Origin of the sequence: Paenibacillus timonensis (assembly GCF_022427145.1) — a bacterium.
GTDB classification, from domain to species: Bacteria; Bacillota; Bacilli; order Paenibacillales; family Paenibacillaceae; genus Fontibacillus; species Fontibacillus timonensis.
This window is the reverse complement of record NZ_JAKSXN010000026.1, coordinates 1-25,618: the sequence shown is the minus strand read 5'-3', so window position 1 is coordinate 25,618 and position 25,618 is coordinate 1. Positions and strand designations below refer to the sequence as shown.

The window sequence follows — 25,618 nt, the reverse complement described above, 5'->3', positions numbered from 1 at the left end:
ACTCCTCCATATTCGGTCGGGTTTCATAGTTTATGAAACGGCAGCAACGGCCCAAGCACCCGGCTCAGCCAATCCGTCGGATAGAAGACGCGAGAGGCCCATGTTACATAGACCACAATCCCGAAGGACACCGCGATGACCAAATAAAATGTCCATCGGCTCAGCGCCCCTCCCTCCCGCAGCGCCTCCCTGTCCCGCCAGCAGCTGAAAGCGATCAGCAGCAGAAACGAGATATGGGTACTAGTCATTTTCGAGACGATCCTCCCTCACTCCAACCGAGTTGATTAATTCTCCACTGCTTTCCAAATGAATGTCCGTACGGACATTCACGTCGACTTCCGGCAGCATGTCATGCCATTGACGATGAATCCTCTTCCATTCGGAAGGGTACTTGTTATTAAAAGCGACGCCAAAGCCGAAGATGTCGGACCGGTTTTTTCGGATTGCCTCATGAATAGCCGCTTGGATCCCCTCGGTCACATATTCGTTGCAGCTTTTCTCTACGATCTCCATCATCGTGGACTGGATATCTTGTCGGGTCGTATTCTCCAAGACGAACCCTCTGGCCCTCACCACAACATCAAACGAAATTTTCGAGCCCTTTAAATGAGGTCGGATCCTTGTACCGGTTTGGGTTAACACGACCGTAACCGCCTCATGCGGACGCTCCTCATTCATCGTGACCGTCACTTTGGGATTCATCGCTTGCCCCATCGCCATCAAAGCCATTTGAGCCTGCGTCGAAGGAAGATATCCCGACAGCTTGTCGCCGCGAAATAAGCCCATTCCATCTATCTTGATCAAGCTTTGCCCGTTGCCGACTTTTTGAGGAACACTTTCCTTGGTTTCCATCACCGGAAGGGCCAAATCGATGCCTTCGGTCAGCAAGGTGTTCGCCAGGCTTTGGACACAAACCGGCTCCTTCATAGCCGACTTGGCCAGTTCACGAATCATTTCCGAAGGGGATTGCTCAATCGGAGCGTCGACCCCTAGCAGTTTATACCCCGGACCTCGGCTCAATATCACATATGTGGTCAAGCGGTTTTGCGGAAAACGGGCTAACACGTCGATCAGCCCTCCGATTCCTGATCTGGCGAATTCCTCTCCGATAATCGTTACGCGTCGGTGCGAAAAGTTGAGTATCCGTGATAAGTTGCTTTGAATGGACTTATTCGCCTGATAGGGCGTAGGCGCCGTTTGAGAAACCATCAAGTACGTTTTGCTGCCCGATGTCCCGCCCCCACCGCCTTGGCTGCCGGCCCCCCCCAAGGAGCTGGGCAAGGCGATTTGGGCCGTGGAGCGAACTTGGCCCTGTTCCATATCCGTCGAGGTCGCCAGGACAAAGGCCACATCGTTCACTTCGATGCGATCCCAACAGCCGGTGAGGCCTAGGGAAGGCAGCAGAACGGCAAGGGTAAGCCGCAGCCGGAACGCGGCCGTTCGAAGGATGATGCTACCACCCCTCATTGGAATCACTCCCCAATGGCCGAGATTTCCCGATCCGCCGGACATTGCCCCCATTGGCATCGGAAGGCCGCTTCTTCATCTTCCACATCGGAACCCGGCTGAAGATATCCTTCGTATCCTGCGGTTCATAAGGGGCGATGCCGTTCATATAGGGAACGCCAAACGATTTTAACTACGTTAAATGAACGACGATCCAAATCGCACCGATCACGATGCCGAACAATCCGAATGCGCTGGCCAGCAGCATGATCGGAAAGCGCAGCATGCGAACCGTCACCGCGAGACTGAACCGGGGAATCGTAAAGGATGCGATCCCGGTCAGCGAGACGACGATCACCATCGGCGCGGAGACGATTCCGGCCTGCACCGCGGCTTGGCCGATCACCAGCGCGCCCAGAATGCTGACCGCTTGCCCCACGGTCTTCGGCAGACGAATCCCGGCTTCCCGCAACGCTTCAAACGAGATTTCCATGATAAAGGCCTCCACCAAGGCAGGGAAAGGAATGGCCTCCCGGGAGGCCGCGATGCTCAAGATCAAGGTAGAAGGCAGCATATCCTGGTGGAATGTCGTTACCGCAATGTACAAGCTGGGCAGAAACAAGGCCAGGAACAGGAAAAAGATGCGGATCCAGCGGAACATATTACTGATGAAATAACGCTCATAATAATCCTCGCTGGCCTGCAGAAGCTGCCATAACGTCACCGGCGCGATCAGCACGAACGGCGTACCGTCCACAAAGATGGCGATCCTTCCCTCCAGCAGTTGGGCGGCGACCGAGTCGGGCCGTTCGGAATACTGCATCTGCGGAAACGGGGAGGAAGGATTATCCTCGATCCATTCCTCGATATATCCGGTTTCCAGAATGCCGTCGATCTCGATGCTCTCCAGCCGGTCCTTCACATCCGCGACCAGCTTCTCCTCGGCCAAGCCTTCGATGTAGGCCATCGCGACGTCCGTCTTGGTGACCTTTCCGATCACCATATCGAGTAATTTCAGCTTCTCCGTTTTGATTTTGAACCGGATCAAGGCGGTATTGATCCGCAGCGACTCCGTGAAGCCCTCGCGCGGACCGCGGATCACCGCTTCGGTCTGCGGCTCCTGGACGCTCCGCCGCGAACCGCCTTTTACGCTGAACAGAAGCACCTCATCCATGCCGTCGACGAAGATGGCGACGTTCGCCGTCAATACCCCGTTAATCACCGCCGGCCAGTCGGTGGCCGCTTGCGTTTGGCTGAGGGAGACTCTTGTGAAGGATAACGGATAAATATCCCCGTCCGCTTCCGGGCGTTGCGCCAAACCCTCGATCAACGGACGAAGGATGTGCTGCTGAACGTCCTCGACTTTAATTATCCCTTCGATGTACACCAGCAGTCCGCGAAGATCCTCAGTCAACTGAAGCTCGCGGTAGATGACGTCGGAACAGTCCTGGAATACGGTTTTCACTTGCTTGATATTTTCCGCCAAATCCCGGCTGATTTTGTCCTCTTGTTTACGTTCCTTGGCCTTCATGGAAACACTCCTTGCCGGTCTGCCGATTCATCGTTGACATGATGTAGAATGTACCATTTTGGAAAATCTATGTAGACCAAAAAAAGCTCCCCGGCTGCCAGCCGGAGAGCTTGGAATAAAAGATTAAAGCATTACTTCCGATCCACCTTAAACTTGTCCACCATAACCTTTAACTGTTCGGCCATCCGGGACAGATTGGCTGCAGAGGCCGCGATCTCCTCCACGGATGCGAGCTGTTCCTCGGCTGCGGCGGAAATCGTCTGCGTTTTACTGACAAGCTCCTCGGATACCTGCCGGTTCCCCTTAATGGACTCCTTTGCGACTTCAGTTCCGATCGTCATCCCTTTAGCGCCCGCGACGATCCCTTCCATCTTGTCAGCGGCGCTGCGAACCGCTTTGCGAATCCGCGAGAAGGAACGGCCGGAGGTATCGACGGCGAGAATTCCCTCTTGAACGCCTTGCTTGGCGTCCTCCATCGAAACGACTGCCCGCTCGACTTCAGCCTGGACGCTGCCGATCAGCTCTGCTATCTGCTTCGCGGATTGCTCGGACCCTTCCGCCAGCTTGCGTACCTCCGAAGCAACCACCGCAAACCCCCGGCCTTCCTCGCCGGCCCGTGCGGCTTCGATCGATGCGTTCAGCGCCAGCAGGTTAGTTTGCTGGGCAATCCCCGTAATTACTTCAACGATGCCTCCGATATTCGCCGTATGCTCGCCTAACGTCCGAATAACCTCTCCCAGCTCATCAACCGTCTGCTGGATGCGTTCCATTTTCTCCACAACGCTTAGCACGGAAGAGTTTCCTTCCTCAGCAGCTACCGTCGTCTTCTCCATCGTTTCGCTAACGGTATAAACTTGCTCCGACATAATACCGGCCTGGCGGGACATTTCTCCCATCCCCTGGGCTCCGGTTTCCAGTTCCGACAGCTGACGTTCGCTGCTGACCGCGATCTCTTGAATGGCTACGCCTACCTGTTCGATCGTTTTCGCCGTATGCTCCGCGCCGGCCGACAATTGTTCGGACGAGGTGACGACCTGGTTCGTCGTATCCCGGACGCTTGCAATCATTTCCCGCAGATGGTCCACCATCCGTTGAAATTGATTGGCAAGAACGCCGATCTCATCCGGACGGTTCAAATAGTCTACGCGTTTGGTTAAATCCCCTTCGCTGATTTGTTTGGTGGTATCCGTCAAACGATCGAGCGGCACGGCGATCATGCGAATCGATATCCAGGCGGCTACGGCCGCCAGTATGACGGAAATGCCCGCAATCGGGTACCAGGTCGATTCGACTTCACCGTTTAGCACCACATCCAGAATACATGGGATAATCGCTACCAGTATCGTTGTCAGTAACAGGGATAACCTTACGCGTTTTTTCATAGCAGACCCTTCCTTTTTTAACGGAGTAATAGATTTATAGCCTAAATTATACTCGCTCTTTCGGGGCTTGAATATAGACGCAAAAAACCGTTTGTCGGATCGACAAACGGCTTCGTTCATGATGCAGCATGGATTAATCGGCTAGCCGGTAGCCTACGCCACGGACGGTGGTAATGTAGGTCGGGCTTGCGGCCTTGTCACCGAGCTTCTTCCGAAGACTCTTGATATGAACGTCGACGACATTGCTGCCGCCAAGAAAAGAAGTCCCCCATACCTCGGACAGCAGCTCTTCGCGGGACAAGACGGTTCCTTCCTGCTCAAGTAGCTTGATCAGAAGCTCGTACTCCGTTTTGGTCAGTTCGATTTTAGCGCCGCTCCGGTAAACGGCCATCTTCTTGCGGTCGATCCATAAGTCCTTGAAGATGGCTGGCGAAGTGCCGGCGAGCAGACGGGATGACAACGGCCGAGGGCCGCTGCTGCGGATAATTCGCTGCGTATGATATACGATCTCCATCGGCCGGGTTGGCCAAACCAGGAGCTCTTGATTCATCAAACCTTGGTCCAGTTGTCCCAGCATCGACTCCTTGACGAGCAAGAGCGAGGGGGTTCCGCCGGTTTCCTGTCCCACCAGCGCGCGGACGGCCGCCATCTCATCGTCTTCCCGGTAGGAGGTTAAATCGAAGATTAGCAAGTCGGCAGCCAAAGCGTTGCGAATACCTTGCTCCCAGTGATGGAACACGAGAACGTCAAAGCAATTTTCGGACAAATCACGCACCAGTTCATGAACATCGCTCGGAAACGGACTGACCAGAATGACGCGCTGCGTTACCGGACAAGCCACCCGTTCTGGCATCAAGTCCTCTTGCTCGGCAACCTCGACGCCGGACGGCCGGCGGAAAGGTACGGTTTTACCCGAAATTCCTTCCCGAATCACTTCTTCTGCTGACAATTCGGACACACCCCCCCAAATACGACGTGGGCATGATGTACATCATATCCCGTTTCCTTAGCCACGGTACGGTTCCATTCTTCGGGCACATGAGACATCACTTCATCCACGCGGCCGCATACCTCGCACAAGATATGCTGGTGGTCGTCAAGCTTCGCATCATACCGGCTGGCCGCCTCGCCCAGCTTCAATTCGCGAATCAGTTCCTTGTCGGTCAAATAACGCAGCGAGTTGTAGACCGTGCCGTAAGCGAAATTATATCCTTGCTCGACCAAACGGTTCATCACTTCCGCCGCCGTCGGATGGTCGGTGGCGTTACGGACGACATCGTACACCGCCTGGCGCTGAGTCGTTAAATTTAAGGCTTTCATTTATCATCAATCCCTGTAGTTGTTTTTAGAATTAGTATAAGTCTTATTTTATAATTCGTCAATTCCCTTGACCCCGGTTTCCCTGCATGTTCCAGCACCCTTTCCCGCATACTAAGGCCAGACTGTACATCACCTACGAATCAGGAGGAATCTCTTTGTTGATCCGAAAATATCTGATTACCCTCCTCATCGCCGTATTTACGATAGGCTATACCGTTTGGGTCGACGTGCTGATCGGGCTTCCATGGAATAACTTTATCATCAACTGGAACTACTCGCTGACCGATCCTGCCGAGCGGATCTTTGCCTATCTCCTAGTCTTGTTCCTAGTTGTTCCGGATATCCTGCACCTCGCCAGCCGCAAGCGGAAGAAGGATGGGCAAAATTCCGGCGAAGGGGCCGGCCTGCACGGAGGGTCCATGCACGCCATGGCGGACAAAGATTCCTCCGTGCCGCTAGACGATTCAAGTTCCGGTCTGCCGTCGGGAGCGGAATCGATAAATCGCGGCAGCAACAATCAAGGCGGCGGGCAGAACAACGTAAAATAAGGGATCCATCATGTACAGCACGTCACCGCCTTTTTTTACGTGCTCGCTGTAGGTTCGGGCAATGGTCAACGAAGAAAACAACACGATCAAGGCTAACGGATACAGGACTTTCCGGTACGGAATATGAAATAGATCGGAAGTGCCAATGACCGCCGCATAGAAATAAACCGAAATCTTGAAAAAATCGCCGATGATCAGCACCATCACCACTAAAATGTCCGTCCGTTGAATAAAGTCGGCAATCGAGGCCTTCCCGACCATCGTTAATAGCGGAAAAATCGAACGCTCCGCGATTTCCACGCCAAGCACCGATATCGTAATCACGACCGTCCCCGACAGAATGAGCCCGGATAGCAGCACAGAAATGAGCCCTGCCCGAACCCCCGCCTTTTGATTGTTCAGAAATGGCATGAGCATGGTGAAGCAAATATTTTCCGCGAACGGAAATTGATAGTTTTGACGATAGACGGATTTCAGTACGGGTTGGACGCCATTGCTGAGCACCGGAAGAATCCGGGCGAAATCCAGGATTCCGGAAAACAACACCAGCAGCAAAATAACGATTCCGATCAGAAACACGATCCAGAGAAGGATAAACGCTGTACGGGCCAGTACCTCGATCCCCTTGTGCAGCACGTAAACGATCGTTAGGATCATCATCATATTAATGACGAACAACGGGGTTTCCTTCAAGGTTGAGGCGAAAACCAGTAACCCGCCGTCCATCAAATCACGGGAGGCCTTATTCATGTAAAACACCGAATAGGCGAGGCCGATCGCCCCGCCCACATATTTGCCGTACAGGATTCGACTGTACTGGGTGGGAAGCTTATCCGGGAAGGTGTTGTAAAGGAAGGCATATCCCAGATATAGCAGCATCCCGATGATCATGCCGGATAATACGGCGATCCAGGCGTCCTTGCCCGCCTCCATCCCCAAGTTGACAACCAGGGCGGTTCCGAGCTGAAACAAGACCAGCAGGGAGAAAAATTGCAGCGGACTAAACTTCGTGGTTTCCAACTTGATCTCGCCTCCTATTCTTCCTTCAGATCGTACTTGAAAGAGCGGTCCCTCATTTGGGAATTGCGGACAATCGAGTCGACCTGATATTCGACTTCCAGCTTCGGAAAGAGGTCGGACCATTTGCCTTTCAACTGCTTCCACGCTTTCGGATGCTGGCGTTCAAATTTCTGCCCGAAACAAAAAATGTCGCTGTTCAGGGACTGGGCCTTGCTGACGGCCGATTTCATTTTCTTCACGATCTCCTTGTTAACATAAACCTCCAGCGCACTCAAGGCCGCGGGATCGCGCAGGTCGATCGTGCTGTCCATCTCCCGGATCGACAGCTGAGCCGTTACTTTTACGACGACGACGGGATGCTCCGGATCCTTCGGGATCACTCGTATCGAGGTTTTGCTTCTGCGCACGTCGAGCGAGATTTCCCCCAGGCCATCCGGCGCGATGATGATCGGCGTCTTGTTCATTTTGTCCTTGATCCAGACCAGCCCCAGGCTCTCTTCCTCGTCGAGCCACCCCTTCAGCTTATCCCCTTTAAACAGGGCCAAATTGGACATGCGAATAATCCCGAGGTTGTCCGTTTTTTCCAGATTGCTTTTTTTTCCGACCTCTTTGGCGCTTCCCAAGATATCGACGCCGTTAATCACAGGTCCGGAGTCCGGCACAAGCAAATCCCGAATGATATCATCCAGTTCGATGGGATAATTGGCACCGAATTCCTGGGCCGTCATTTCGGTTTTCTGGGCAATCGAGTATGCGGTGATTTTCCCCATGGGAGTAAGCCCGGAGATGATGTCGTGCGCCTGAACGCCGTTCTTCGCAATGTAGATTTTCGTCGTAAGGCGGATATCCGAATCCCGGTCCAGAAAATCGACGATATCGGAAATCCCCTGCCGGGCCAGTTCCTCCGAAATGACCACGATTCGGGTGTGGGCCGTCGAAACCAGCCTCGGCACCAAGAGGGAGACTTTGCGGACCGCCTCCATAACGGACCGCCCCTGGGCGGAATAGACCATCGTCGGGGTAGCGCCTCTACCACTCTTCCCGGAGATTTCATCGGCGATAATGACTTGAAAGGAAACCCGATATTCCTGTTCCCCGGGTGCCCGATCAATCCCGATCCCGGAGACGACGGCCCGCCGGTTCAGTTCTTCCGCATCCCAGCAGCCGGACAGGGGCAACACGGCACACAGGATGGCCAATAACAACAGCCCCCTATTTCTCATCCGGGTCCGCCTTCTTTCTTTGACCGGATTCGCGCCCGACGCTTTGCTCCTGGCCTTTCTGGGTTGGGTCGGACTGTCCCTGAGCCTCTCCGGAACTGCCCCCGCTCATCCGTTTGATTTCCCCCGTTTTCTTAACATCCTGTTGGCTTGAGGTCATCAGCGGTTTCCATCCGTGCATCCAAATCGGCAACCGCAGGATCGCATCCTTCTGGGCTTGCGGCACGAACGGGCTGAAAGGTGACAGGTAAGGAACGCCGAACGACCGGATGCTGTTCATGTGTGCAATCAGCATAATCAAACCGAGCGTGATTCCGTAAAAGCCGAACAAACCGGCAAGTACCAAGAAGTAGAATCGGAACAGCCTGCCTGCGATCGACAGATTATACGAAGGCAAAGCAAAGCTGGCGATTCCCGTCAGCGCCACGACGATAACCATAATCGGCGTGATGATCCCCGCTTCGACGACCGCCTGGCCCAGGATCAGCGCGCCAACGATCGAGACGGTTTGGCCGATCGCCCGCGGCATCCGCACCCCGGCCTCGCGCAAAATCTCAAATACGACTTCCATGATGACGGCCTCCACGAAGGCCGGAAACGGCACCCCTTCGCGCTGGGCCATTAAGCTGACCAACAGCAGCGTGGGGATCATCTCGTAATGGAAGGTGGTCAAGGCGACGTAAACCGCCGGACCGAGCAACAGGATCACGAAGCAGATGTAGCGGATGACGCGCATGAGGATGCTGATGTCAAAACGCTGGGCGTAATCCTCCGGCGATTGCATGAACTGGGCAAAAACCGTAGGCAGGATTAGAGTGTACGGCGTACCGTCGACAAGCACAACCACCCGTCCTTCCAGCAGATTTCCGGCGGCGACATCCGGGCGCTCCGTATTATAGATCGTTGGAAAAGGGGTGATCGTCTTATCTTGAATAAACTCCTCGATATAAGCAGACTCCAGGACGCCATCGATTCGGATCTCCTTTAGCCGACGGCGGATCTCCGCTACCAAATCCGGATCGGCGCTGCTCTTCAGGTACATCATCGCCACATGGGTGTGGGTCACGGAGCCGATTTTCATCGACTCCAGCCAAAGATCAGGCGATTTAATACGCCGCCGAATCAACGAGATGTTCGTAGCGATCGATTCCACGAAGCTGTCTTTGGGGCCCCGCACAACCAATTGCGAGGTGGGTTCGTTGACCGCTCTCCATTCCCCGCCCGCCGTGCCGGAGACGATCCCTTGGTCGCTGCCATCCACCAGCAGCACGGTGTCCCCCGAAAGAACGGCCATCATGATATCGTTCCATTCATTAACGACGGAGGTCTCTCCCAAGGTCAAGGCATCCTCCAGAATGTATTTCATGAGCCGATCGGTAGGATAAGCGTTAACCCTTTCGGGGTCCAACTCCATTAAGGGCTTAATGACGAAATTATTGATCATTTGCTGGTTGCTGAGGGCATTCAGATAAACGATTGCCGCCTTCACGGGAGTCGGAACGGGGCCGCCGATTTTGAGATGACGGATCACGATATCGGGACTGTGTCCGGATTCCGCGACGATGCGGTCCAGCATTTGCTGCAAGTCCCCGGTGATCTGTGGTTGTCCGTTGCTTTTGTTCTGCCGGCCTGAGCGGCCTCGGGATAAATGGCGCTGCATGTCAGCAACTCCTGTTCTGCGTATCTTGTCCCCATTATTTGCTTTTCTTGCCTTTTTCATGCGACAGGAATCGACGTACCCGCATACGAGGGTTCGGCGGTTTTTCTGATCGCGAACGGGAAATAATGTATCCGATACGGCTCCCTAGTATAAGGAAAAAAATAAGACAGGAGGAAGCCTAAAATGGAGGACATCCCCTTTATGTCCGGTGGACTTCCGCGGTTCCCGGAATCGATGTGGCGCCAAACGACGCCTCTGCCGAACTTTGGCAAGCTAAACGAGGACATCGAGACCGATGTCGCCGTGGTCGGCGCCGGGATTACCGGAATCACCACCGCTTACTTGCTGACGCAAGCCGGCGTTAAGGTCGCGATTCTGGAGGCCGGCCAAATCCTGGACGGCACGACCGGGTATACGACCGCTAAAATCACGGCTCAGCACGGGCTAGTTTATGACAAGCTGATCAGCCACTTCGGCGAGGAAGGCGCAAGGTTATATTTCGAAGCCAATGAAGAAGCGCTCCGTTGGGTCGCCGAGACGGTCAAGGAACGAAAGATCGATTGTCAGTTTCGCCAGGAGGATGCTTATTTGTATGCCGATTCGAACGACCAGCTCAACAAGCTGGAAGCCGAGTGGCGGGCTTATGAACGTTTGGGGCTTCCCGCGGAGTGGCGGGATTCCCTCGATCTGCCGTTGCAGGCCAAAGGGGCCGTCGTGATGAAAAATCAGGCCCAATTCCACCCGCTTCACTATTTGACCGAATTGCTGGCGTATGTCACGTCCCACGGGGGCATCGTGTATGAGCACACGACGCTGCAGGATGCCGCCGAACCGGAGCCGGACGGACGCCTTCGCCTCACCTCGGAAGACGGGCACCGCATCGTTTGCCGCCACGCGGTATCCGCCTCCCATTATCCGTTTTTTGACGGGAAGGGGTTATTTTTCACCCGGCTGCATGCCGAGCGTTCGTATGTCGTTGCCATCGAGCCGGAGAAGGAGTATCCCGGCGGGATGTACATCAACAGCGGCTCCCCCACGCGCTCGCTCCGTTCCGCGGAGCTCAACGGGAAACAGGTGGTCCTCGTCGGCGGCGAGTCGCATAAAACCGGCAAAAACGACTGCACGATTCAATCCTACGAAACCCTGGAGAAATTCGGACGGGAGACGCTGGGAATCCGATCGATTCCGTTCCGCTGGTCGGCGCAGGATTTAGTGACCCTTGACGGAGTTCCTTATATCGGACGGATTACGTCGAACCATCCGAATATCTACGTCGCTACGGGTTTCTATAAGTGGGGGATGACCTCCAGCGCATTGTCCGCGCTGATGATCCGCGACCTCATCCTGGAGAAGGAAAACCGCTATGTCGAGCTGTTTACCCCATCCCGTTTTAAAGCGGATCCCTCGATCAAGCATTTCGTAACCCAGAACGCGGACGTGGCCAAGGAATTCGTGACCGGCAAGCTTGAAATCGTCCACCTGAAGCCGGAGGATCTCGTTCCCGGCCAAGGCGGCGTGGTGAAGCACCAAGGCAAACGGGCCGGGGCCTACCGCGACGAGGAAGGACTGCTCTATCTCGTGGATACGACTTGCACCCATATGGGCTGCGAGGTGAAATGGAACGAAGCAGAACGTTCTTGGGACTGCCCTTGTCACGGGTCCAGATTCGATTTCAAGGGTGGAGTGATCGAAGGGCCGGCCACGGAGGCGCTCCCTCGCCTCCATCGTCAACCCGAGCAAGCCAAAAGCTGAGCTTCACCCAGCCTTCCGCCCTTTCGGTACCACGTACCAACCCGTCGAGGCTCCGCTTCCATAGGCTTTTTGAACAAGCAAATTAAGCGCATCTGTCCAACTTGTTTCCTTGAATGCAAAGGGGCGAACGGAACAGATGCCTTTTTTCGTTCACTACCTTGCTTTAATCAGTACTGTATGATATTATGCTTTCAAAGATACTAATTAATGTTCAGTACTATTGAAACCCAAAACGAACATCCCATTTCATAGGAAACGAGGCGAAGCATGGTTGGATATCAGCATCCAGTTTAAGAAAGGCGCCTTGGAGCTATGCGTGCTGGTGTTGATCCAAGGCCGCGACCGGTACGGTTACGAACTGGCCCAATCGGTATCGAAGCATATCGAGGTGGCCGAAGGGGCCCTGTATCCTCTGCTGCGCAGGCTGGTCAGTGAAGGTTATTGCACGACATACCTGCAGGAATCCACAGGCGGTCCCCCGCGTAAATATTACAAGCTGACTCCCGAAGGCGAAGCGTACACCCAGAAACTTGTCGTAGAGTGGAAACAGTTCGTGCATAATGTTTCGACATTAATCGAGAAAGGAAGCCGTTTATGAATAAAAGCGAGTTTTTGGCGAATCTCCGGGCCCATTTGTCGGTTCTTCCGCCGGAGGAGCAAAACGAATTGCTGGAGGATTACGAGGCCCACTTCGCCTTTGGTTTGGAAAGCGGCCGGACGGAGGAAGACATCGTTCTGGAGCTGGGCGACCCGGCGGAGCTGGCGAAGGAGGCTATTGGCAACCGCTACGTGCCTCGGGAGCATGTGTACTGGTTTGGAGGTGCGGAGCCCGCTGCAGTGCCGGAAGCTCCAACGGCAGGAGTTTATGGAAGCAGAGCCGGTGCTCGGCGCAGCGGTTTCACCAGCGTCATGGTTTACATCGGCCTGTTCTTTATCAATCTCATCGCCGTTCCGCTGTTGATCTCCTTTTGGGCTGTGGTCGTCAGCTTAGCCGCCAGCGCTGCCGCCGGAATCCTAAGTCCCCTGCTCCTCGGCCTGGAGTATGTATGGCATGGGGATATTTTCACGGCGAAAATATTTGCATCGGTCGCGGCCGTCGGATTGGGCATTCTGCTCGCCGTCGTCACGCGATACGCTTATAAAGGAATGCTCCGGCTCAGCGCCGCTTTCCTGCGCTGGAATGTCCGGGTGGCGAAAGGGGATCACCAAGCATGAATACGAAGAGATGGTCGTTCATAGGGGTTCTGCTGATTCTGGCCGGGTTTGCCGGCATGGCTTACCAGCATTTTGATTTCGGGGAGCAACTGCCGTCCCACCAGCAGAAATGGACGTTTGAGCAAGGTGCCCTGAAGACGCTGCTCGTCGATAGCGACTACGACATCGAGCTCGAGTTGATCGACAGCCCCGACGGGACGAATTACGTGGAAGTTAGCGGCAATATGGAGCAAAAGACGATCGACGCGCTGAAAGCAACCCAAATCTCAGGAGACACGCTGAAGTTAGACCTGCAGGATGACTTCGACTGGACCTTCTTCTCGGTCAATTTCCAGTCCACCAAGCAGCGGATCACCGTCGCGCTTAGCGATAAGGGCGAATTGGATCGGATCGGTTACAAATCCGGCTCCAGCAATGGTACATTCCGCGGGCTCCGCGCCGGTGACATCGATTTGTCCATCGGCTCAGGAAACCTTCGCGCGGAAAACATCACGAGCGACCGGATGAGCTTGGCCTCTACGTCGGGCAACATTACGGCCGAGAACATTCGGGGCAATGCGGAGATCAAGCTGACGTCGGGAAGCATCCGCATCGACACGCTGCAAGGCGACTTGATTGCCAAATCAACCTCGGGCAACATCACGGCCAACCAGGTGCAAGGAACCGTCCAAGCTTCGGTAAGCTCCGGCAATATCCGGTTTGAGCGGTTTACAGGCGACGGCAGCTTTAAGTCCACCTCAGGGAATATCACCTTGTCGGAGCAGCGCTCCGACAACCTGGACATCTCCGTGGGCTCCGGCAATGCGTCGCTGTCGACCGATGCGCAGTTCAAAGGCTTCTATGACCTGCATACGGGTTCCGGGAACATCACCGCTCCGGATTCCTTGCGCCAGACGCAGGATCTGATCAAGGTTCGGACGACTTCCGGCAACATTCGCATCCACTAGAACAATAAATAAGAGGGGGCCGGAGTGTAATGAACTCCGACCCCCTCTTGGTTATTCGATTTCCCGCTGCGCAATCCGGTTCAGGAAAGCCCGGGCCCGATCGCTGGACGGATGATTCAGCACCTGGTCCGGCGTTCCCGACTCGATGATGATTCCTTCGTCCATAAGCACGACCCGGTCGGCAACCTCGGCGGCGAACTTCATCTCATGGGTGACGACGACCATCGTCCGTCCCTCAAGGGCCAGCTCCTTCATCACCTTCAGCACTTCGCCAACCAACTCTGGGTCCAGCGCCGATGTGGGCTCATCAAATAACAGCACGTCCGGGCTCACGGCCATGGCCCGCGCAATCCCGACCCGCTGCTGCTGGCCGCCCGACAGCTGATGCGGATAGAAATCGGCCCGGTCGCCGAGACCCACTTTACTCAGCAGCTCTAGGGCGACCCGACGCGCTTCCTCTTTGCTCCTCTTCAGCACTTGGACCTGAGCCTCCATCACGTTCTGGAGGGCCGTCATATGCGGGAATAAGTAATACGCCTGAAACACCATTCCCGTCTTCTTGCGCAACGCGAGCACTTCGCTTGCCTTCGGCTTCCGGCCTTCACCGAATTCCAGTTGAACGTCGCTGATCCGGAGGGCTCCCTTCGTTGGGGTTTCCAGCAGGTTTAGGCAGCGCAGCAGGGTGGTCTTCCCTGACCCGGAAGGCCCGATGATGACCAGCACCTTGCCCTGCTCGACCTCGAGATTGATTCCCTTCAAAACTTCCTGGGTACCAAACGACTTATGTAAATCGCGGATTTGGATCATGATGTCTGGCCTCCTTACCGGGCGGTGAAGCGGTCCAGCCGCTTCTCCAATCGGTTTTGCAGCGCCGATAGGATCGTGCTGAAAATCAAATAGATCAAGCCCGCTTCGCAATAAACGACCAGCGGTTCATAGGTCGTTGCCGTAATTTGCTGGGCGGTGCGGAACATCTCCGTATACGTGACGGTAGCGGCCAGCGACGTATCCTTCACCAAGCTGATGAAGGAGTTGGCCAGCGGCGGTACCGAAACCCGCGAGGCTTGCGGCAGGATAATCCGCCGCAGCGCCTGCAGCCGGGTCATGCCCAGCGAAAAAGCCGCTTCCCATTGGCCTTCGTGAATCGACAGGATCGCCGCCCGCACGATTTCCGAACCGTATGCGCCGACGCTGAGCGTAAACCCGATGACGGCGGCCGGGAACGGGTCAAGCGTAATCCCGATGGTCGGAAGACCGTAAAAGATGATGAATAATTGAACAAGCAGCGGCGTCCCGCGTATGATCCAAACGTAGAACCTGGCGAGCTGCCGCAGCGGACCGAAGCTCGACAACCGCGCAAGCGCGGTCAGAACCGCCACCACCAGTCCTAACGCAAACGTAATTAACGTCAGCGGAACCGTAAAGGCAACCCCTGCTTTCAGCAGGGGGAGGAAAGAGTCCACGATAATATTCCAAATGCGTTCATCCATCGCTCAAGCATCCTTTTCCGAAGGAAGCGGCCCCCAAGGGCCGCCTCCGATTGTTGAAGAGCTTATTTCGACACATCTTCCCCGAAGTATTTCTCCGAGATTTTCAAGTAGGTCCCGTCGGATTTCATCGCCGCCAGCGCCTCGTTCACCGCTTGCACCAGCTCTTCGTTGCCCTTGTTAAACAAAGCCGCGCTCTCCGCCGCATCCGGCATTTCGTCAACGACCTTCAGCTTCACGTCCGGTCTTTGCTTCTTCAAATCGAGGAAGGACAAGCCGTCGTTGACCGTCGCGTCGATCCGTTTGGACAACAGCAGGTCGATCGCTTGGTTAAAGCCCTCCGTCGCAACGATCTCCGCACCGTTCGCCTTGGCGATATCCGTCAGATTGCTGGTCAGCGATTGTCCGGCTTTCTTTCCTTTCAAATCGGCGAAGGTTTTGATGTCCTCGTTGTCCTCCGGCACGATCAACACGGCGCGGGATACGATATAAGGATCCGAGAAATCGTATTTTTCCTTGCGGTCATCGCGGATCGTCACTTCGTTGAATACCGCGTCGAACCGTTTGGCGTCGAGTCCGGCGAAAATACCGTCCCACGGCGTCTCGATAAATTCAGGCTCTACGCCAAGGCGTTTGGCCACTTCCTGGGCAATCTCCACGTCGAACCCGGTCAACTTGCCTTCCTTGTCATGGAACGTAAACGGCGCATAGGTGCCTTCCGTCCCGATCCGCAGCTTACCGCTGGCTTTCACGGATTCCAACGAGTTTTGCTCCGCCGGCTGCTCGTTGGCAGCATTCCCTTCGCTGCCTTGGTTAGCGCCTGCGTTGCCCGCCGCCTGATTATTTGTATTGTTGTTGCCGCAAGCCGCAACCAGCACGGTCAGAACCAGCGTCAACAGCAATAAACTCCATTTTTTCATCCAATCCATCCCCCGTCTATCCATTTGGTGTTTTTATTCCCTACAAAATCACTGGGTTTAATCGAATATTACACAATTCGCCACGAGACATCAAATATTTTTTTACTCCCTCTAGTATGCTCAATAGATAAAGACTTGATTTCCCAAAAATTTACGAATATAATTGGCGTAATTATTTCGTGAAGGAGGTGGGTAGAGTGGATCGCAAATTTGCGTGGAGTCGAGTGAGCCAACTGCCGATGGCAATGTTTGGCAATGTTCATGCAGCAGCCGACAACGGGAGAAGTCTGTCCTTTTTCGGAAACTCGATATCCAAACCAAATTGCGAAATGCCGCTCCTACCTTAACCTCGCGAACGCGTGAGCTTTGAAGGCAGCAGGATTTCCTGCTGCCTTCTTTTTTTGTATGGACGGCATGGGATTAAAGGAGATAAACATTGCCATGATGATCCAAGGTCAAAATATACAAAAGTTTTACGGCGCCGAGTTGGTGCTGAGCGATGTGACGTTCGAAATTAAAACCGGCGATACGGTCGGGCTGATCGGCCGCAACGGTGCGGGGAAAACCACCCTCATGAAGCTGCTGTCCGGCATTGAGCGTCCGGATCAAGGGCTGCTGTCCATTCCAAAAAACGCCCGGATCGGCAATCTGGCGCAAATTCCCGATTATTCCCGGGAAGAAACGGTCTACGACGTCTTGCTTGGAGCGTTCGCGGATTTGCGAAGCCTGGAAGCGGAGATGCGGCGGCTGGAAGCGGAGATGGCGGGAGCCGGCGATTCAGGCGCGTTGGATCCGCTGCTTCGGCAATATGGCCGGCTGCAGGAGACGTTCGAACGCGGCGGCGGTTACGACATTGAAGCGTCGATCGCCCGGGTCGCCGGCGGCCTCGGCATCCCGGAAGAACAATTCGTCCGCCCGTTCGCCTCGCTGTCCGGCGGAGAGAAGACGAAGGTTGGCTTAGCGGTCATTTTGCTGCGGGAGCCGGATTTGTTGCTGCTCGACGAACCCACCAACCATTTGGACATGGCGGCTACGGAGTGGCTCGAGGGATACGTCCGCACCTTCCCGGGAACGTGCGTCATCATCTCCCATGACCGTTATTTCCTCGATGCCGTTGTTGGCAAGATCATTGAGCTGGAGGACGGAGAAGCGTTCACCTACCACGGAAATTACAGCTATTACAAGGAAGAGAAGGAACGCCGGCTGCTTCAGCAATTTGCCGATTACGAGGAACAGCAGAAGAAGATCAAGAAGATGCAGGAAACGATCAAGCAGCTGATCGAATGGGGCAACCGGTCCAACCCGCCGAATCCCGGCTTTCACCGGCGGGCGGCTTCGATGCAAAAAGCTCTGGACCGTATGGTCAAGCTCAAACGGCCGATACTGGAACGGAAACGCATCGGCCTGGAGCTGGAGCATGCGGACCGTTCCGGCAAAGACGCGATTGTCCTCAAGGACGTGGGCGACGCCCGCGGCGGGCGCATCCTGTACCGCGGCCTGACCCACACGCTGCGCTATGGCGAGGCGGCCGTGCTGATCGGCGACAACGGGGCCGGCAAGAGCACCCTGCTCAAGAACATCCTGGGCCAGGAGCCGCCGCAAGAGGGGGAAGTCCGGCTCGGCTCGCGCATTGAACCGGGTTACCTGGCCCAGCAGGCAGCCCCTGCCGATCACGACGAGACAGTCCTGCAATTTTTCCGCGACGAGATCGGCCTCGAAGCGGGCGAAGCCCGCGGGCAGCTGGCCCGCTTCCTATTCTACGGCGCCGACGTATTCAAGAAGGTGAGCAGCCTCTCGGGCGGCGAGTGGACGCGGCTTCGGCTCGCCGTGCTGATGCACCGGAAGCCGAACCTGCTGGTGCTCGACGAGCCGACCAACCACCTCGACATCGATTCGCGCGAAGCGCTGGAGGAGGCGCTGGAAGAGTACCCGGGCACGCTGCTGGCGGTGTCCCACGACCGCTACTTCATCAATAAAGTAGCGGGGCAGGTGTGGGCGCTGGCGGGCGGCCGCCTGACCGTCACCCTCGGCGGGTACGAGGATTACCGGGCGGATCTCGCCCGGAAGACCGCCGCCGCCGGGGACGCGGGGCTTGCAGGCCGCGCGGCCGATCGGCCCGGCGCAGCGGGCCCGGCCGCCGCAGGCGGAAGCGCGGGCGCCGCGGCAAGCGCCGCCCGCGCGGAAGACGATGCGGCCGCGGGAGCGGCGCGCAAGCCCGGGGCAAACCCGGCCTCCGTGCGGAAGCTGGAGGCCGACTACGCCGCCGCCGAAGCGGAGCTGGCGGCGGTGGACGCGGCGATGCAGGCGCCGGAGGCTGCCTGCGACGCCGCGCGGCTCGCAGAGCTGCAGGAGCGGCGTGACGCCCTGCAGCTCCGCGCCGACGAACTCCTCCAGCAGTACGTCACGCTGCTGGAGGAGAATCCAAACTAAAGGAGGTTATCCCATGAACCTCGGGAAACCGGTATTTGAGCTGCACCCGGACGAACCCCGGGCCCAGGCGCTGGCCAGCGCCGATCCCCGGATGGGCCGGCTGATCGCCCTGATCGGAAGCCTTGCGACCAAACCGCAAGGCCCCCTGTTCACCGAGCTGGCCCGCTCCATCATCAGCCAGCAGATCTCGGTCAAGGCCGCCTCCACCATTCGCGGCCGGGTGATCGAATTGGCCGGGGATCTGTCCCCGGCCGCCCTGTTGGCCCAAAGCGACGCCGACTTGCGGGCAGCCGGGCTGTCCGCTTCAAAGGTCGCCTATCTGAAAGATTTAAGCGACAAAGTGTTGTCCGGACAGATCGACCTCGACCGGCTGCAGGAGCTTGAGGATGAGGAAGTCATCGGGAAGCTGGTCTCCGTCAAAGGCATCGGCCGCTGGTCGGCGGAGATGTTCCTGATCTTCGCTCTCGGCCGAGAACATGTCGTGTCCTACGGCGATGCCGGTCTGCAGCGGGCGGCCAAATGGGTGTACGACATGGAAGATCGGGACGACCGCAAATACTTGCAACAAGCGGCCACGCGGTGGCCGTCTTACGGCTCCATTGCTTCGCTGTATTTATGGGAAGCCATCAACCGAGGGCATGTCGATTCGGGAGAAACCTTTAGGGAGCGGCTGGGCGGCGTCCGGACAGATTAAGCTTGTCACAGGAATATATTGGATATAATATAAAATAGAAGGGGATCATGCCTATTTTTAGAGACAAAAATCAAACAAAGTGGGGTTGAATCGCTGTGTTCTCGTTATCCGAAGTCCGCCGCCCGACCAAGTGGTATCTGTTCGGTCTGATGGCATTTGTGGGAATCGTATCGAGCCTTGTCGTCCTGATGTACAACGATTACTTCCTCTTAGGCGACCCGGTTCGCCCGAACAACGATGACGTGAAGTATATTCAGTCCGCTCGTCTTCTGCTGAACGAAGGCGTACTAGCCTACAATACCAAGGAGGCGCCTTCCGCCTTCATCATGCCCGGGCTGCCGCTGATGCTGTCCGGGTTTATGGCCGTTTTCGGCCAGGAGCAGGGCGGCATCGTCGCCTTCCGCCTATTCCAGTGCCTTCTGCAGACCTTGTGCATCTACCTCATCTTCTGGATCGGCAGGCGCATCTTCAACACCCGTGCGGCACTGATCGCCTGCACGGTGTCTGCCCTGTACCCGCCCGATTACTTTTCCTCCGGGGTCATTCTCTCGGAAACGACTTTCCGCACGCTGCTGCTGCTCCTCGTCTGTTGCACGATCCTGGCCATGGAACGCGGCGGAGCGGCCCTATACGTCCTGATCGGCGTCCTGACTGCGGCGGCGGCTTATTTTAAGCCGCACGCTTCCTTGTACCCGGCCGTTCTTCTGGTCATTTGGCTGCGCACGAAGCTTCCTTGGCGAACGATGTTGAAATACACCCTGCTCATGGGGGGAACCTATGCTCTGCTGCTGACGCCTTGGTGGATCCGCAACTGGGTGACGTTTCATGAATTTATCCTGTTTACCAATTCCGGCGGAAGCCCGTTTCTCCTCGGTACGCGTATCCGTTGGCAGTTGCCGCCGGCCGGCTTTTTCGAAGCCTACCCCCAATATGATCCAAAAACGATCTTCGAAGGCGCCGATTCCGCGGCCATTCGCAAAGGTCTGGACATCCTTCGTTACGGTTTTACGCATGAGCCGATGAAATACCTGTATTGGTATACGCTGGGGAGATGGGTGGAGCTGTATTTCCATCCGTTTTACTCGCGCCCGTTTTGGCCGGTCAACCGTCCGGTGATGAACGTTGCCCAAGAGGTGATGATGTACGTGAACATGGCCGGTATCCTGTGGGCGATGGCCTCGCACCGCCTGAAGCTGGACCGCTTGCTCCCGCTCCTGTTGGCGCTGGCTTATTTCACGGTGATCTACGTTCCGTTCGTAGCGTTTAACCGTTACGGCTATCCCAATATGACGCTGCTGATCCTGTTCGGATCTTTTTTGCTCGGCGACTTGTCCGCCCGGTTCTTCCGCTGCTCGCATCAAAGGTCGGCACGAAAGGAGGCTGCCGCCTCATGAATCTCGAACCTTTGAGCATTCTCGTCATCATACCGGCCTATAACGAAGAGGCCAGCATCGGCTCTGTGATCCGGGAGGTGCGGGAGCACGCGCCGGAGGCCGATATCCTCGTGATCAACGACGGTTCCACCGACCGCACGGAGAGCTGTGCCCGGGAAGCCGGAGCCAAGGTGTTGACGCTGCCTTACAACGTCGGCATCGGTGGAGGCATGCAAACCGGTTATCTCTACGCCAAGCAAATGGGTTATGACATCGCCGTGCAGATGGACGCCGACGGCCAGCATCCGGCTGAAGAATTGCGCAAGCTGATTGCCGGAATTACGGAGCAGGACCTCGTGATCGGCTCCCGGTTCCTAGGGGAGGCGACCTTCCGATCTTCCACGGCGAGACGGATGGGGATCGCCTTCTTCTCCCGGCTCGTCTCCTGGGTGACCGGCGAACGCTTCACCGACACGACCAGCGGCTTCCGTGCCGCCGGGCGCAAGGTCATCGAATTGTATGCCAGGTATTATCCGACCGATTATCCCGAGGTGGAATCGATCGTGTACTTGAAACGCCAAGGCTGCCGGATCGCCGAGATCCCGGTTGAAATGCGCCCCCGCACCACCGGAAGATCGTCGATAACGCCGTGGCGCTCCGCTTACTACATGGTGAAGGTGACGTTATCCGTGCTCATGAGCGCGCTGCGCCGCCCGCTGCATCGGACGGCGGTGACGGACTAAATGGCGATCTATATTCTTTCCGTGTTTGTTGCCGCATTGTTCCTGGTATTCGTCCTGGAACTGGTGCGCCGCCAAAAACTGCGGGAGCAGTACTCCCTGCTCTGGATCCTGTTCAGCGTAGTTTTGCTGGTCTGCTCTATGAACGTTCATTTCGTCGAATGGCTCGCCGCCAAGCTTGGCGTGAAGTATGCTCCCGCCGTGCTTTTCCTGTTCGGCCTGCTGTTCTGCTTTGCGTTTATCCTGCACCTGACGATCGTGATTACCCGCCTGACGGCCCAAGTGCTGCGCTTGACCCAGGAAGTCGTCATCCTTAAAGAACGGGAGGCGGTCCGTGACCATGGACAAAACCATTAGTTATTTGCTGTTGCTAGGCAATATCCTGCTACTCGTGACCGGGCAAATCCTGTTTAAAATCGGTCTAGGCCGTTCCGGAGGTCTTCATTGGGGCAAGCTGGCGACCTCGCCGGCAGTGATCGGCGGCGTCGGTTTATACGGACTGGCTACGCTGCTATGGTTTGTCGTGTTATCCCGCCTCCCGCTAAGCGTCGCTTATCCGCTTCAGGCTTTGGCGTATGTTCTGGCGCTGGTTCCGGCTTATTTCTTATTCCACGAAACGATCACCCTGACCAAGCTGTTCGGCGTAGTCGTCATCTTGCTCGGCGTGTATTTGCTGGCGAAATAACGGACAAAACGGCCTGGTCTCATGGACCAAGCCGTTTATTTTAGGGGTATGACTTTATTTCGCCTGCGATTTCATGTCAACCAGCTGTTTGACGGCCTGGTCGGTTTCCTCGATCCGACGGACCATCGGCAGGTTCTGCGAAGTCAACGTGTCAACGGTAGCCAACAGTTCCTGCAGCGTAGCCGAAGACTGCTCAACCACGGCGACAAAGTCGTTAACCGCCTGCTCGATCTCGTCCGTCTTCTCCTGCACCGAACCGGCCACGTCGGTCATTTCGACTGCCCCTTGCGCCAGCTCCTCCACGTTGGTGTTAATCGACATAAACGCACCTTCCGTTTTCTTTACCAGCGCCAGGCTCTGTTCCATGTCTTTGACGTTTTCCTCCAGCCGTACCTGGGACAAATCGGCCTGATGCGTGGCTTGACCCACATTATCCGTAATTCGTTTGGCGGATTCGTTCGTCAAGTCCGCCAGTTTGCGGATTTCATGAGCTACCACTTCGAACCCGCGCCCCTGCTCGCCCGCTCTAGCCGCTTCGATGCTTGCATTTAGCGATAGAAGGCTCGTTTGTTCAGCAATTTCGCGAATCGAGGCGGTCAGTTCGGCGATGAGATGGATATTTCCGATCAACGCTCCGATATCCTCTTTCATCGCATTCATGTTCGCGTGGAAGCGGTCGATGGTTTCCGTCAATTGACTGATGACCGCCGCGCCTTCGCCGGAAGCCGCTTTGGTTTCCGACACCGTCTCTACCAACTCGTTTAAAGCGGTCGTCATCCGGTCGATGTATCCGTTCGAGGTCACGATAGTATCCGAGATTCCGCCGATCGTTTCCGTTTGTGCGGCCGCACCGGAAGCCATCTCTTGAAATGCCGTAGCCATTTCCTGAAACGCATGGTAGTTGTCCTGACTGTTGCCGCGGATTTCCCCGATGCTAACCGCAATCGTCTGGGTTGCTTCAGACGTAATTTTCTCCCGTTCCAGCTCACGCGCCAAGAGTTCCGTCGTTTCCTTATTCATTCTCGCCGAGTTAGCCAGCATTTTGCGTCCCAGTGAGGATTGGGCCAGCAGCACCCATGCGGTCACGGCAAAGAAATACAGCAGTACCGCAATATTGGAGCCTTCGCCAGCCGGGTCATGAAACGCCGTATATTTGACCAGAATCACCACCAAAGCCGCGACGAGTCCGGTCATGACCACCTTGAAATCATTGTACATGATGCCGACGCTTAGAACGAAGAAAGCCGAAACCGCGCCGAGCGGTCCCCCGCCTCCTTGAAGAACGGTAATCATCGAAGTAATAAATATGCCCACGATAGCGATATAGGGGATCCAATTTTCTTTCTTTCGGGTCACGTATCCCCCCCAAACCAGCGACAAGATCAGTGCGTTCGGGATCACGATCAGCGAGGTAACCATGGCGCTCGTATGTAGTCCTAACAGGATGGCGAGGCTCAAAATGACCGTCGTCGTTAAAGTCAAACAGATCAATAGGTTCCTTTTTCGAAAATCCTTGTACAAAAAATCGCTCACATCTTGACCAGCCATTTCCATAACCTCCTGCGCATCTCTTTAGAGTATTGACGTATGAAATCAATATCGGCAGGATATGTCGTTTTATGTAGAAACTTTACCTAATATTTAGCTGATTATTCGACATTTTTCGATTTTTTCAGATACTCCTCTAGGCCATCCCCCAATTACTCATAAATTCGGATTTCGTACTCGCAGTGCTCGTCGCCGCAAACATTGCATTTCGTCTCCCGCACGTTGACTTTTCGGTTTAACATCTTGCCGAGCGCCCCTTCCAAGATCGCCCCCTCCAGGTCGCACACTTTCTTCTCCTCGATCACCGGCAACCCTTTGCAAAAGCAATCGTCAATGGCGATCCGTATCAGCCGTTCACCTTGCTCCACCATTCGCGGCAGGCCGATGCGCAGTTCTGCGAATAAGCCAAGCAGCTCGTCCAACGTTGTTACGGGCAGGCTTTCGCCGATCTTGCGGCCGATCGAAGCGGTTGTTCCTTTCCCCTCCAGCGGCAACCCCTGCTGCATACCGATCAGCCGGATCGCCCGAAACAATTCCAGCGGCACCTGATTTCCCAGCCGGGAGCGGTCGATCTGCCGCAGATCATGAAACGTATAACCTTTCATTCTTCTTCCTCCTGTCGTCGTTCATCGGGTTATCTCCCTCGATAGGTTTACTTTGCCACATCTGCATGCCAAGAGCCTTGATCTGGATCAAGAATGGGGCGTAAATATTGTGATAACAATCACTATCCTTGGATCCATCGACTGTTACGTTAGAGTTAAAATAACGCGATGTCATCCCAAGAAAGGAAGGGTTAACTAATGAATTCCTGCGCTTGTCACGCCCGAGATACGGTAAATACACCGTCCTGTCTGTCTCACGTCCCCGTCTTTGCCCAACTGCGGGAAGCGGAAGTAGATCTGCTTCATTCCGTGATGCGTACCTCGCAGTACCAAAAGGGCGAAGTCATTTTCCACGAAGGCGACCGCTCGGATGCGCTGTTTGTCGTCAACCGCGGAATCATTAAGCTGACCAAGCTGGAGGATAACGGAAAAGAGCATATCATCCGGCTGCTGTTTCCCGGGGATTTCTTCGGCCAGTTCGCCCTATTGCAGGAGAAGCCCCATTACGCCAGCGCGATAGCGGCCGATGCGACCGGCGTCTGCCGGATTCTCCGCAGCGATTTCCTCGATATCTTGCGCCGTGATCCGAACACGGCGGCCCGGTTTATGACCGCGCTCAGCGCGCAGCTGGAGGAGGCCGACGCCTGGGCGGCCGTGCTGACCTTGCTTGAGGCCGACCGTCGCTTAGCCAAGATGCTGTTGTATTTCCGCCGCAAAGCCGCGCCGAACTCCGAAGCATTCATGCTTCCCGTATCCAAAAAAGAACTCGCCGGCCTCATCGGCGCGACGCCGGAAACGCTCAGCCGCAAGCTGCGCCAGCTCAGCGACGACGGCGTGCTCACCGTCTCGGGCCGTCAGTTGCAGATCCGCGATGCGGCAGCGCTGCGCCGCTTGGCCGGGGAAGCCTAGGGCTGGCTGGTGTTTTCCGGCGCCAGATTAACCCCCCCGCTGTTCGTACGGTTTTTTGCACGATTATCCCGTTGGCTCAGGCTACCGAAAAACACAGATCACGGATCGACTCTACTCCCTGAACGAAAGGGATAATCGTGCAAAGAGGCCCTATAGGCAACCAGCCTACCGTCAACAATCCATCAA

The 25,618-nt window shown here is 55.8% G+C and carries 25 protein-coding genes and 1 pseudogene; 12 read left to right on the top strand and 14 right to left on the bottom strand.

The window, feature by feature from the left end; all coding sequences use genetic code 11:
* Window positions 1-23: 23 nt before the first annotated feature.
* The 6 genes and pseudogenes from MJ257_RS11965 to MJ257_RS11940 all read right to left on the bottom strand — a co-directional run bounded on the left by MJ257_RS11965 (window position 24) and on the right by MJ257_RS11940 (window position 5,679).
* Window positions 24-248, bottom strand: a complete 225-nt coding sequence (locus MJ257_RS11965; protein ID WP_240269455.1) for a hypothetical protein — start codon at window positions 246-248, stop codon at window positions 24-26.
* Complete coding sequence (locus MJ257_RS11960) at window positions 241-1,467, bottom strand: Ger(x)C family spore germination protein (RefSeq protein WP_240269454.1); 1,227 nt, start codon at window positions 1,465-1,467, stop codon at window positions 241-243. Before MJ257_RS11960 ends, MJ257_RS11965 begins: the two co-directional genes overlap by 8 nt.
* Window positions 1,454-2,977: pseudogene (locus MJ257_RS11955) on the bottom strand (spore germination protein). The gene MJ257_RS11960 and the pseudogene MJ257_RS11955 overlap by 14 nt, the downstream one beginning before the upstream one ends.
* Before the next feature lie 131 nt (window positions 2,978-3,108).
* Window positions 3,109-4,359, bottom strand: a complete 1,251-nt coding sequence (locus MJ257_RS11950; RefSeq protein WP_240269453.1) for a methyl-accepting chemotaxis protein — start codon at window positions 4,357-4,359, stop codon at window positions 3,109-3,111.
* A 133-nt stretch (window positions 4,360-4,492) separates the two neighbouring features.
* Window positions 4,493-5,317: a winged helix-turn-helix transcriptional regulator gene (locus MJ257_RS11945; protein ID WP_372489783.1), complete on the bottom strand. Its 825-nt coding sequence runs from the start codon at window positions 5,315-5,317 to the stop codon at window positions 4,493-4,495.
* Complete coding sequence (locus MJ257_RS11940) at window positions 5,290-5,679, bottom strand: Fur family transcriptional regulator (RefSeq protein ID WP_240269451.1); 390 nt, start codon at window positions 5,677-5,679, stop codon at window positions 5,290-5,292. The genes MJ257_RS11945 and MJ257_RS11940 overlap by 28 nt, the downstream gene beginning before the upstream one ends.
* Before the next feature lie 155 nt (window positions 5,680-5,834).
* On the opposite strand from MJ257_RS11940, the gene MJ257_RS11935 reads away from it, so the two are divergent.
* Window positions 5,835-6,227 carry a YczF family membrane protein gene (locus MJ257_RS11935; RefSeq protein ID WP_240269450.1) on the top strand — a complete coding sequence of 131 codons (393 nt, stop codon included), beginning with the start codon at window positions 5,835-5,837 and terminating at the stop codon, window positions 6,225-6,227.
* Here the strand turns inward: MJ257_RS11935 and MJ257_RS11930 are convergent.
* Genes MJ257_RS11930 through MJ257_RS11920 form a run of 3 tightly spaced genes read right to left on the bottom strand, consistent with a single transcriptional unit; the run spans window position 6,144 to window position 10,127 of the window.
* A complete protein-coding gene (locus MJ257_RS11930; RefSeq protein ID WP_240269449.1) occupies window positions 6,144-7,247 on the bottom strand; it encodes a GerAB/ArcD/ProY family transporter in 1,104 nt (367 codons plus the stop codon). The genes MJ257_RS11935 and MJ257_RS11930 overlap by 84 nt on opposite strands.
* A gap of 14 nt (window positions 7,248-7,261) precedes the next feature.
* Complete coding sequence (locus tag MJ257_RS11925; protein WP_240269448.1) at window positions 7,262-8,470, bottom strand: Ger(x)C family spore germination protein; 1,209 nt, start codon at window positions 8,468-8,470, stop codon at window positions 7,262-7,264.
* Entirely contained in the window at window positions 8,460-10,127 is a 1,668-nt protein-coding gene (locus MJ257_RS11920) for a spore germination protein (protein ID WP_240269447.1), read from the bottom strand. The genes MJ257_RS11925 and MJ257_RS11920 overlap by 11 nt, the downstream gene beginning before the upstream one ends.
* Window positions 10,128-10,310: 183 nt before the next feature.
* On the opposite strand from MJ257_RS11920, the gene MJ257_RS11915 reads away from it, so the two are divergent.
* From MJ257_RS11915 to MJ257_RS11900, 4 genes are all read left to right on the top strand, one after another.
* A complete protein-coding gene (locus MJ257_RS11915; RefSeq protein WP_240269446.1) occupies window positions 10,311-11,879 on the top strand; it encodes an FAD-dependent oxidoreductase in 1,569 nt (522 codons plus the stop codon).
* 271 nt (window positions 11,880-12,150) lie between these two features.
* Window positions 12,151-12,477 (top strand): PadR family transcriptional regulator, encoded by a 327-nt coding sequence (locus MJ257_RS11910; protein ID WP_155608870.1) that lies wholly within the window; start codon window positions 12,151-12,153, stop codon window positions 12,475-12,477.
* Window positions 12,474-13,094: an HAAS signaling domain-containing protein gene (locus MJ257_RS11905; protein WP_240269445.1), complete on the top strand. Its 621-nt coding sequence runs from the start codon at window positions 12,474-12,476 to the stop codon at window positions 13,092-13,094. Before MJ257_RS11910 ends, MJ257_RS11905 begins: the two co-directional genes overlap by 4 nt.
* Window positions 13,091-14,041, top strand: coding sequence for a DUF4097 family beta strand repeat-containing protein (locus MJ257_RS11900; protein WP_240269444.1), 951 nt, complete (start codon window positions 13,091-13,093; stop codon window positions 14,039-14,041). The genes MJ257_RS11905 and MJ257_RS11900 overlap by 4 nt, the downstream gene beginning before the upstream one ends.
* Window positions 14,042-14,092: 51 nt before the next feature.
* On the opposite strand, the gene MJ257_RS11895 is transcribed toward MJ257_RS11900, so the two are convergent.
* The 3 genes from MJ257_RS11895 to MJ257_RS11885 form a co-directional block, all read right to left on the bottom strand.
* On the bottom strand, window positions 14,093-14,848 hold the full coding sequence (locus tag MJ257_RS11895) for an amino acid ABC transporter ATP-binding protein (protein WP_240269443.1): 756 nt from the start codon (window positions 14,846-14,848) through the stop codon (window positions 14,093-14,095).
* Between the two features lie 14 nt (window positions 14,849-14,862).
* On the bottom strand, window positions 14,863-15,531 hold the full coding sequence (locus MJ257_RS11890) for an amino acid ABC transporter permease (RefSeq protein WP_240269442.1): 669 nt from the start codon (window positions 15,529-15,531) through the stop codon (window positions 14,863-14,865).
* A gap of 62 nt (window positions 15,532-15,593) precedes the next feature.
* Window positions 15,594-16,448: an amino acid ABC transporter substrate-binding protein gene (locus tag MJ257_RS11885; protein ID WP_240269441.1), complete on the bottom strand. Its 855-nt coding sequence runs from the start codon at window positions 16,446-16,448 to the stop codon at window positions 15,594-15,596.
* Between the two features lie 441 nt (window positions 16,449-16,889).
* Here MJ257_RS11885 and abc-f point away from each other — a divergent pair, with 441 nt between their 5' ends.
* The 6 genes from abc-f to MJ257_RS11855 all read left to right on the top strand — a co-directional run bounded on the left by abc-f (window position 16,890) and on the right by MJ257_RS11855 (window position 22,370).
* The gene (gene abc-f / locus MJ257_RS11880; protein ID WP_240269440.1) at window positions 16,890-18,878 is read left to right on the top strand and encodes a ribosomal protection-like ABC-F family protein; all 1,989 of its coding nucleotides are present in this window, start codon (window positions 16,890-16,892) and stop codon (window positions 18,876-18,878) included.
* Between the two features lie 13 nt (window positions 18,879-18,891).
* Window positions 18,892-19,572, top strand: a complete 681-nt coding sequence (locus tag MJ257_RS11875; RefSeq protein ID WP_240269439.1) for a DNA-3-methyladenine glycosylase family protein — start codon at window positions 18,892-18,894, stop codon at window positions 19,570-19,572.
* 95 nt (window positions 19,573-19,667) lie between these two features.
* On the top strand, window positions 19,668-20,966 hold the full coding sequence (locus MJ257_RS11870; protein ID WP_240269438.1) for an ArnT family glycosyltransferase: 1,299 nt from the start codon (window positions 19,668-19,670) through the stop codon (window positions 20,964-20,966).
* Entirely contained in the window at window positions 20,963-21,688 is a 726-nt protein-coding gene (locus tag MJ257_RS11865) for a glycosyltransferase family 2 protein (protein ID WP_240269437.1), read from the top strand. The genes MJ257_RS11870 and MJ257_RS11865 overlap by 4 nt, the downstream gene beginning before the upstream one ends.
* A complete protein-coding gene (locus tag MJ257_RS11860) occupies window positions 21,689-22,042 on the top strand; it encodes a DUF2304 domain-containing protein (RefSeq protein WP_240269436.1) in 354 nt (117 codons plus the stop codon).
* Window positions 22,026-22,370: an EamA family transporter gene (locus tag MJ257_RS11855; RefSeq protein WP_240269435.1), complete on the top strand. Its 345-nt coding sequence runs from the start codon at window positions 22,026-22,028 to the stop codon at window positions 22,368-22,370. Before MJ257_RS11860 ends, MJ257_RS11855 begins: the two co-directional genes overlap by 17 nt.
* Window positions 22,371-22,424: 54 nt before the next feature.
* On the opposite strand, the gene MJ257_RS11850 is transcribed toward MJ257_RS11855, so the two are convergent.
* Window positions 22,425-23,918, bottom strand: coding sequence for a methyl-accepting chemotaxis protein (locus MJ257_RS11850; protein ID WP_240269434.1), 1,494 nt, complete (start codon window positions 23,916-23,918; stop codon window positions 22,425-22,427).
* A 152-nt stretch (window positions 23,919-24,070) separates the two neighbouring features.
* A complete protein-coding gene (locus MJ257_RS11845) occupies window positions 24,071-24,523 on the bottom strand; it encodes a V4R domain-containing protein (RefSeq protein WP_240269433.1) in 453 nt (150 codons plus the stop codon).
* 198 nt (window positions 24,524-24,721) lie between these two features.
* Between MJ257_RS11845 and MJ257_RS11840 the strand changes: the two genes are divergently transcribed.
* On the top strand, window positions 24,722-25,432 hold the full coding sequence (locus MJ257_RS11840; protein WP_178023249.1) for a Crp/Fnr family transcriptional regulator: 711 nt from the start codon (window positions 24,722-24,724) through the stop codon (window positions 25,430-25,432).
* Window positions 25,433-25,618 lie beyond the last annotated feature (186 nt).